Origin of the sequence: Burkholderia guangdongensis (genome assembly GCF_013403875.1) — a bacterium.
Taxonomy (GTDB): Bacteria; Pseudomonadota; Gammaproteobacteria; order Burkholderiales; family Burkholderiaceae; genus Burkholderia; species Burkholderia guangdongensis.
The window spans coordinates 74,568-82,513 of sequence record NZ_JACBNX010000024.1 but is presented as its reverse complement, the minus strand read 5'-3'; the positions used below and the strand labels follow the sequence as shown (position 1 = coordinate 82,513).

Genomic DNA, 7,946 nt, shown 5'->3' with positions numbered 1-7,946 from the left:
CTGTTCATCGTGGATCCTCCGGTTGCCGGGAAATGCGTGCATTTTCCACCTGGGCACTTCGATGCCGTTGGCCCGTGAGGATCCACCCCTTCCTCTGCTCTCACGGTTTCGGGTGGGACGCGTTCATTTCATTCTCCTCAACGCCCGCGCAGCATCGCGAGCAGCGAACGGGGGACGAGCAGCGCCATCGCGACGTGCACGACGAAGAACGCGACGAGCACCGACATCGCCCAGAAATGCACGACGCGCGCGTTGTCGTAGCCACCGAGCAGCGTGCGCAGCAGCGGGAACTGCACCGACTTCCAGATCACGAGCCCCGACAGCACGAGCACGACGAGATCGACGATCGCGGTCAGGTACGCGGCGCGCTGCACCGCGTTGTAGACGCTCAGGTCGTCGTGCGCGAGCGCGCCGCGCAACGCCGCGCGCACGTCGCGCCACACGGCCGCGGGCGTGACCGGCAGCAGCTTCTTCGCGAAGCGCCCGGTCGCGATCGACATCGTCAGGTAGAACAGGCCGTTGCCGACCAGCAGCCACATCGCCGCGAAGTGCCATTGCAGCGCGCCGCCGAGCCAGCCGCCGAGCGTGATGCCGGACGCGAACGTGAACGGCGGATAGATCGGCGACGCGTCGTAGATCCGCCAGCCCGACAGCGCCATCGTGACCGCCGCGAGCGCGTTCAGCCAGTGGTTCACGCGCACCCACAGCGGATGGATCGGACGCGCGGGCGGGGTCGCCGCCGCGTGCTCCGGAACGGGAATCGATTGCATGATGATTCTCCTCGAAAATCAGACGCCGGCCGTGCGTCAGCCGCACGACGGCAGATCGAGCGCCTGCACGACATCGCCGGTGACCATGTCCTCGACGAACGCCGCGATGCCAGTATGCGCTGCCGTCGCGCCGTCCGGCAGCGCGATCCGCTCGGCCACGCGCTGCGGCGCGCCCGCCGGCGTCACCGCTGCCGACACGACGTACGGCCCGCGCCACACGCGGACCACGCGCTCGTGATGCAGCGTCGCGCCGCGGTTCTCGCCGCCCCGCACCTCCGACACCAGCGCGTTCTCGTACAGCGCGACGTACGCGGCGAGCGGATCGGCGGTGGCCGCGCGCCGCGTGACGTCGAGCGCCACGTCGAGCGTGCTCGCTTGCGCGTGCGCGGTGAGCGCGAGGCCGACCGGCGACGGCTCTGCCGCGAGCGCGCGCACGCGCCGACCGAACGCGGCCGCATCGCGCCAGTCGCCGAACTCGCGGCCGCCGACCGCGACTTCCGGCGTATAGACGAAGCGGCCGCCCGCCCGCGCGGCGAGCGTGCGCTGACGCTCCGCGAAGCCGTGCTGCGCGAAGCGATCGGTCCAGCCGGGGCCGTCCCAGTAATCGACGTGCAGCGCGAGCGGCACGATCGGCAACGTCGACGGCGCGGTGGCTTGCCGGGCGAGCCAGTCGTCGGCGACCGGGCAGCTGCTGCAGCCCTCGCTCGTATACAGCTCGACGAGCGCCTGGCGGCCGGCCGGGCTGTGCGCGGCGCAAACGGTCGCGCCGTGCGCGGCGAGCGCCGCGGCGAACGCGGCCGCCGCGGCGGCGAAGCGAAGCAGAACGACGGATGGCATGGCGGTTCTCGCATATCTCGCCGCGCGACGCCGGTGCGGCGCGCGGCCAGGGGTCAGTCAGACACGGCCGGTTCGACACGGCCGGTCAGGCACGGCCGGTCGGGCACGGTCAGTTCAACACGGCCGGTCGGACACGGTCAGTTCGCCGGCGCCATCTTGTCGTCCTTCATCGGCTTGCCCATCGAGTCGTGCGACATCGCGTCCTTCTTCATCGAGTCCTTTTTCATCTTCATCGCGTGCTTGCTCATCCCCTTCTTCATCGCGTCATCCTTCGCCATCGCGTCGTGGCCCATCGCGTCCTTCGCCATTCCGCTGTCCTGCGACATCGGCGACGCTTCCTTCGACATCGAATCGTTCTGCGCATACGCGCCCGTGGCGGCAAATGCGAATGCGGCGGCACAGGCGAAAATCAGTCCGTTTTTCATCTCAGTTCTCCTTTGGGTTGGGTTTGCAGCGCCGAATAGACGGACGACCGCCCCGCAAATGACACCCGCTCGAAAAAAAATTTTGCGGCCCCTCCGACGACCGTTTCGTCACAGCATTCCCCGCCATTTTCGCTCCCGATCTGTCCCCGGTTGAAACTGCCGCGAAGCCGGTGTATCTTGTGCGCTTGCTAACGCGGGGGTCCTGCGGTGTGCCCGGTCACGAACCGGCGGCTGCGGGTGAGAAATACCCTTTGAACCTGATCTGGGTAATGCCAGCGCAGGGAAGCGTCCGGATCTCGCCAGCTTCTCTTCCGACGAAATCCGCCGCCTCGCGACTCTCATCTCCTGCTTAGCGCGCCCCATATCAGGAGATCGCATGAACGCCAACCCGAAGTTTCTGTCCGCCGACGCCCGCGTCGATGCCGCTGCCGTCGAACCGCTGCCGAATTCCCGCAAGGTCTACGTGACGGGCTCGCAGCCGGACATCCGCGTGCCGATGCGCGAAATCACGCAAGCCGACACGCCGACCGCCTTCGGCGGCGAGAAGAATCCCCCGATCTACGTTTACGATACGTCGGGCCCGTACACCGACCCCGAAGCGAAGATCGACATCCGCGCGGGCCTGCCGGCGCTGCGCCAGCGCTGGATCGACGCGCGCGGCGACACCGAGCAGCTCGACGGCCTGTCGAGCCAGTACGGCCGCGAGCGCGCCGCCGACGCGGCAACCGCCGAGCTGCGCTTCCCGGATCTGCACCGCCATCCGCGCCGCGCGAAGGCCGGCAAGAACGTCACGCAGATGCATTACGCGCGCCAGGGGATCATCACGCCGGAAATGGAATTCATCGCGATCCGCGAGAACCAGCGCCGCGCCGAGTACCTCGAGAACCTGAAGACGAGCGGCCCGAACGGCGCGAAGCTCGCCGCGATGATGGGCCGCCAGCATCCGGGCCAGGCGTTCGGCGCCGCGGCCTTCGGCGCGAACGCGCTCGCCGAGATCACGCCCGAGTTCGTCCGCGACGAAATCGCGCGCGGCCGCGCGATCATCCCGGCGAACATCAACCACCCGGAAACCGAGCCGATGATCATCGGCCGCAACTTCCTCGTGAAGATCAACGCGAACATCGGCAACTCGGCCGTCACGTCGTCGATCGGCGAGGAAGTCGACAAGATGACGTGGGCGATCCGCTGGGGCGGCGACACGGTGATGGACCTGTCGACCGGCAAGCACATCCACGAAACCCGTGAATGGATCATCCGCAATAGCCCGGTGCCGATCGGTACGGTACCGATCTATCAGGCGCTCGAGAAGGTCAACGGCAAGGCCGAGGACCTGACCTGGGAAATCTTCCGCGACACGCTGATCGAGCAGGCCGAGCAAGGCGTCGACTACTTCACGATCCACGCGGGTGTGCGCCTGCAGTACGTGCCGCTGACGGCGAACCGGATGACCGGCATCGTGTCGCGCGGCGGCTCGATCATGGCGAAGTGGTGTCTCGCGCATCACAAGGAGAGCTTCCTGTACGAGCACTTCGAAGAGATCTGCGAAATCATGAAGGCCTACGACGTCAGCTTCTCGCTCGGCGACGGCCTGCGCCCCGGCTCGATCTACGACGCGAACGACGAAGCGCAGCTCGGCGAGCTGAAGACGCTCGGCGAGCTCACTCAGATCGCGTGGAAGCACGACGTGCAGGTGATGATCGAAGGCCCGGGCCACGTGCCGATGCAGCTGATCAAGGAGAACATGGATCTGCAGCTCGACTGGTGCAAGGAAGCGCCGTTCTACACGCTCGGGCCGCTGACCACCGACATCGCGCCGGGCTACGACCACATCACGTCGGGCATCGGCGCCGCGATGATCGGCTGGTTCGGCACCGCGATGCTGTGCTACGTGACGCCGAAGGAGCACCTCGGACTGCCGAACAAGGATGACGTGAAGGAAGGGATCATCACGTACAAGCTCGCCGCGCACGCGGCCGACCTCGCGAAGGGCCATCCGGGCGCGCAAGTGCGCGACAATGCGCTGTCGAAGGCACGCTTCGAGTTCCGCTGGGAAGACCAGTTCAACATCGGCCTCGATCCGGACAAGGCACGCGAGTTCCACGACGAGACGCTGCCGAAGGACTCCGCGAAGGTCGCGCACTTCTGCTCGATGTGCGGCCCGCACTTCTGCTCGATGAAGATCACGCAGGACGTGCGCGAATTCGCCGCGCAGCAGGGCGTGTCGGAAACCGAGGCGCTGAAGAAGGGGATGGAGGTGAAGGCCGTCGAGTTCGTGAAGAGCGGCTCGGAGATCTATCACCGGCAGTGAGCGCCGGAACCTGGGCGGCAATTCCGCGCAATGCCGCGGATCGCCGCGCCGGGATGCGCGAAACCGTCGCAAGACGCAGCCCGCTTTCGAGCGGGCTTTTTTGCGTCCGGGTTGCGTCCGGGTTGCGTGAGTTTTGCGCGCGTCGATGGGGACGAAACAATTGATTACGAAAGCGCGCAGGCCCTAACAAGTCTTTACAGTCGCGGCGCACGCGCGCACGTAGAGTGCCGATTGTGCGCGGCACCGGTGCTTTCGCGCAACAATCGTTCACAACATCAAGGACAACGATCATGAAAACGATTCGGCGTATGGGCGTATGCGCAATGCTCGTCGCGGCGGTGGCGAGCCTGTCGGCCTGCGACACGCTGACCACGCAGCAGCGCAACACCGCGATCGGCGCGGGCATCGGCGGCGTCGCCGGCGCGGCGCTCGGCGGCAGCACGCTGTCGACGCTCGGCGGCGCGGCGGCCGGCGGCCTGATCGGCAGCCAGGTCGGCAAGTAAGCGTCGCGCCCGGGCGGGGCCCGACACCACGCAACGGCGTTGTCCGCACCGCGGACGGCGCCGTTTTCACGCCCGGCGCCGAAATGATCCGTTACCGTTTCGCACAACGTTTCATCGACTCGCGGCGTAAGCTGAAACATCGGCGCATTGCCGCCTTGCCCTGCCGGGGAGTTCCATCATGACCAGAACATTCGTCGCGGCCGCGCTCGCGTGCGCGTCGCTCGCCGGCTGCTACTACCCGTATGGCTATTACCCGCCGGCCGCCTACGCGCCGCCGCCGGTGCAAACCGCGCCCGCGTATGTCGAGCCGGCGCCGTACTACTATCCGGCGCCGGTGTACGCGCCGGCGTGGGGCGGCTGGTGGGGACCGTCGCTGTCGCTCGATTTCGGGTTCCGCGGCGGCGGCGGGCATCACCACTGACGGAGGCGTCGGACCGGTTTTTCCCGCTCCTCCCGCTCCTCCCGCTCCTTCCGCTCCTTCCGCTCCTCCCGTTTCTTGCCGTTTCATCCGAAACGTGAAGCATCGGCCCTTAAGCGCGGTGTAAGATTGCACTCGCAATTGCACCCGATTGCACCCGCTTAAGTCCCCCGGCCGACCTGCCCACGTCCATGTCTCCAAGAAACCTCGCGCTGCTGATTACGCTCGCCGCCCTGTGGGGCGCGTCGTTCCTGTTCATCCGCATCGGCGTCACCGAGTTCGGTGTCGCACCGCTGATGGCGCTGCGCGTCGGCATCGGCGCGCTGTTCCTGATCGGCCTGTCACTCACGCGGCTGCCGGCCGCCGAGCTCGCGACGCAGTTACGCCGCCACGCGTGGCCGCTGTTCGTCGTCGGCGCGCTGAACTCCGGCGCGCCGTTCTGCCTGTTCGCGTTCGCCGAGCTGACGCTGTCGGCCGGCGTCACGTCCGTGATCAACGCGACGGCACCGCTATGGGGCGCGCTCGTCGCCTACCTGTGGCTGAAGGACGCGCTGACGCTGCCGCGCGCGATCGGCCTCGCGATCGGCTTCGCGGGCGTCGTCGCACTCGTCTGGGATCAGATCGCACACGCGCACGGCAGCGCATCCGCCGGCGCGACCGCACTCGCGGCGCTCGCCGCGCTCGGCGCAACGCTGCTCTACGGCATCGCCGTGAACTTCGCGAAGCGCCGCCTGACCGGCGTCGATCCGATCGTCAACGCGACCGGCAGCATGATCGGCTCGTCGATCCTGCTGCTGCCGTTCGCGGTCGCGACGTGGCCCGCGGCCGCGGTGTCCGCGCACGCGTGGGGCGCGCTGCTTGCGCTTGGCCTCGCGTGCACCGGCGTCGCCTATTTCATCTACTTCTACCTGATCGCGCACGTCGGGCCGGCGCGCGCCATCACGGTCACGTTCGTGATCCCGGTGTTCGGGCTGCTGTGGGGCGCGCTGTTCCTCGGCGAGCGGGTTACGTTCGCGATGCTCGAAGGCTGCGCGATCATCCTGATCGGCACCGCGCTCGCGACCGGCGCGATCAAGCGCATTCCCGGCATGCGGCCGCGCGGCGACGCCGCCTGCTGACGCGCGGGCGCGGGCGCGGGCAGTATGCGCGCGACGCGCGCGTGACCCGGCGGGCGGGCTGTCGCGCACGAGATAGTCTGCGGACCGACTGTACGAGGACAGGATCTCGCGTTACCCTGATGGGCGAAACGCACCCACCCCGCTCCACTCGCATCCCGTCCGCTCCGCAGGAGGCAGCCCGATGATCGACGCCCCCCGCCTGCCTGAGCAATCGCCCGGCGCCGCCGCGCCGATCACCCGGCCCGGCGAGGACTGACATGTCGCATTCCCACCACGATCTGTCGTTCGACTCGCTGCTCGCGCGTCTGACGGCGACGCCGGGCGGCTGGCGCGCCGACTATCACGGCGCGACGCTCTCGAGCGTGTTCCAGCCGGTGCTGTCGATCACGCACAAGCGCGTGGTCGGCTACGAGGCGCTGCTGCGCGTCGTCGACGCGAACGGCACATCGATCTCGCCGACCGCGCTGTTCGACCGCGCGCGCAGCACCGCCGAGGCGCTGCTGCTCGACCGGCTCGCGCGCTGCCTGCATACGGCCAATTTCGTCGCGCAGGGCATCGGCGACGGCTGGCTGTTCCTGAACGTGACGCCACGCGTGCTCGACTCAGGCCTCGTGCACCAGGATTTCATCGATTCGCTGTGCAGCCACTTCGGGCTGCCGCCGAAACGGATCGTGCTCGAGGTGCTCGAACAGCCGACGCACGACGAAGCGCGGCTCGCGCGCGTGATCGACATGTTCCAGCATCGCGAATTCCTGATCGCGATCGACGATTTCGGCACTGGCTTCTCGAACTTCGACCGCGTGTGGCGCGCGCGGCCCGACATCGTGAAGCTCGATCGCTCGCTCGTCGAGCGCGCGACGCGCTCCGGCGACGACCACCGGATCATCTACCATCTTGTGTCGATGCTGCACCAGGCCGGCTCGATGGTGCTCGCCGAGGGCGTCGAGAGCGAAGACGCGCTGCAGGCGCTGATGGAAGCGGACATCGACTTCGTGCAGGGTTTCCGGTTCGGCCAGCCGCACGCATCGATCGCGCACGCGAGCCTGTCCGCGCCCGCGATGCTCGACGCCGCATGGTCGCGCTTCATCGAGCGACGCCGGACGCAGCCGAACCCGGTGCAGCCCGGCTTCGACGCGATCGAGCGGCTCGTGCTCGCCGGCGCGGCCGCATTCGCGGCGACCGGCAATCTGCAGGAAGCCGCGCAGCGCGTGCTCGTCGTGCCGGCTGCGCGCCGCGTGTTCGTCACGGACGAGATCGGCGAGCAGTTCCTGCCGTCGATCGGCGCGCAGCCGCCCGAGCGCAACCCGGTCGCGACCCGCCTCGCGCCGCTGTTCCCCGAGACGCACAGCAACTGGTCGCGGCGCCCGTACTTCCAGCGCGCGCTGATCGCGCCGGGCCGCGTCGCGCTGATGGGGCCGCACTTCTCGCTGACCGACGGCCGCGACTGCTACACGGCCGCCGTCGCGACGCGCACGCGCGAGCGGCTCGTCGTGTTCTGCGTCGACTTCGTGCTCGACAGCGCGGGAACCGTGATGCGCTGACGCGCCGTGGTGCGTGGTACGCCGTG

The 7,946-nt window shown here is 68.2% G+C and carries 8 protein-coding genes and 1 riboswitch; of the genes, 5 read left to right on the top strand and 3 right to left on the bottom strand.

The window, feature by feature from the left end; genetic code table 11:
• Positions 1-137: 137 nt before the first annotated feature.
• The 3 genes from HZI36_RS22075 to HZI36_RS22065 all read right to left on the bottom strand — a co-directional run bounded on the left by HZI36_RS22075 (position 138) and on the right by HZI36_RS22065 (position 2,032).
• Positions 138-770: a cytochrome b/b6 domain-containing protein gene (locus tag HZI36_RS22075; RefSeq protein ID WP_179404799.1), complete on the bottom strand. Its 633-nt coding sequence runs from the start codon at positions 768-770 to the stop codon at positions 138-140.
• 36 nt (positions 771-806) lie between these two features.
• Complete coding sequence (locus HZI36_RS22070) at positions 807-1,607, bottom strand: DUF1223 domain-containing protein (RefSeq protein ID WP_179404798.1); 801 nt, start codon at positions 1,605-1,607, stop codon at positions 807-809.
• Between the two features lie 137 nt (positions 1,608-1,744).
• The gene (locus HZI36_RS22065) at positions 1,745-2,032 is read right to left on the bottom strand and encodes a pentapeptide MXKDX repeat protein (protein WP_179404797.1); all 288 of its coding nucleotides are present in this window, start codon (positions 2,030-2,032) and stop codon (positions 1,745-1,747) included.
• A 185-nt stretch (positions 2,033-2,217) separates the two neighbouring features.
• A riboswitch (TPP riboswitch) is annotated at positions 2,218-2,334 on the top strand.
• Between the two features lie 74 nt (positions 2,335-2,408).
• Between HZI36_RS22065 and thiC the strand changes: the two genes are divergently transcribed.
• The 5 genes from thiC (at position 2,409) to HZI36_RS22040 (ending at position 7,920) form a co-directional block, all read left to right on the top strand.
• The gene (gene thiC, locus HZI36_RS22060; RefSeq protein ID WP_179404796.1) at positions 2,409-4,340 is read left to right on the top strand and encodes a phosphomethylpyrimidine synthase ThiC; all 1,932 of its coding nucleotides are present in this window, start codon (positions 2,409-2,411) and stop codon (positions 4,338-4,340) included.
• Positions 4,341-4,630: 290 nt separating this feature from the next.
• Entirely contained in the window at positions 4,631-4,843 is a 213-nt protein-coding gene (locus HZI36_RS22055; protein WP_179404795.1) for a glycine zipper 2TM domain-containing protein, read from the top strand.
• A 178-nt stretch (positions 4,844-5,021) separates the two neighbouring features.
• Positions 5,022-5,264: a hypothetical protein gene (locus HZI36_RS22050; protein ID WP_179404794.1), complete on the top strand. Its 243-nt coding sequence runs from the start codon at positions 5,022-5,024 to the stop codon at positions 5,262-5,264.
• 188 nt (positions 5,265-5,452) lie between these two features.
• Positions 5,453-6,379 (top strand): DMT family transporter, encoded by a 927-nt coding sequence (locus HZI36_RS22045; RefSeq protein WP_179404793.1) that lies wholly within the window; start codon positions 5,453-5,455, stop codon positions 6,377-6,379.
• Positions 6,380-6,636: 257 nt separating this feature from the next.
• A complete protein-coding gene (locus HZI36_RS22040) occupies positions 6,637-7,920 on the top strand; it encodes an EAL domain-containing protein (RefSeq protein ID WP_179404792.1) in 1,284 nt (427 codons plus the stop codon).
• The last annotated feature ends 26 nt before the right edge of the window (positions 7,921-7,946 follow it).

Excerpts from the sequence above, each read along its gene's own strand:
- HZI36_RS22075 (WP_179404799.1), bottom strand. The coding sequence starts at position 770 with ATGCAATCGATTCCCGTTCCGGAGCACGCGGCGGCGACCCCGCCCGCG.
- HZI36_RS22070 (WP_179404798.1), bottom strand. The coding sequence starts at position 1,607 with ATGCCATCCGTCGTTCTGCTTCGCTTCGCCGCCGCGGCGGCCGCGTTC.
- HZI36_RS22065 (WP_179404797.1), bottom strand. The coding sequence starts at position 2,032 with ATGAAAAACGGACTGATTTTCGCCTGTGCCGCCGCATTCGCATTTGCC.
- thiC (WP_179404796.1), top strand. The coding sequence starts at position 2,409 with ATGAACGCCAACCCGAAGTTTCTGTCCGCCGACGCCCGCGTCGATGCC.
- HZI36_RS22055 (WP_179404795.1), top strand. The coding sequence starts at position 4,631 with ATGAAAACGATTCGGCGTATGGGCGTATGCGCAATGCTCGTCGCGGCG.
- HZI36_RS22050 (WP_179404794.1), top strand. The coding sequence starts at position 5,022 with ATGACCAGAACATTCGTCGCGGCCGCGCTCGCGTGCGCGTCGCTCGCC.
- HZI36_RS22045 (WP_179404793.1), top strand. The coding sequence starts at position 5,453 with ATGTCTCCAAGAAACCTCGCGCTGCTGATTACGCTCGCCGCCCTGTGG.
- HZI36_RS22040 (WP_179404792.1), top strand. The coding sequence starts at position 6,637 with ATGTCGCATTCCCACCACGATCTGTCGTTCGACTCGCTGCTCGCGCGT.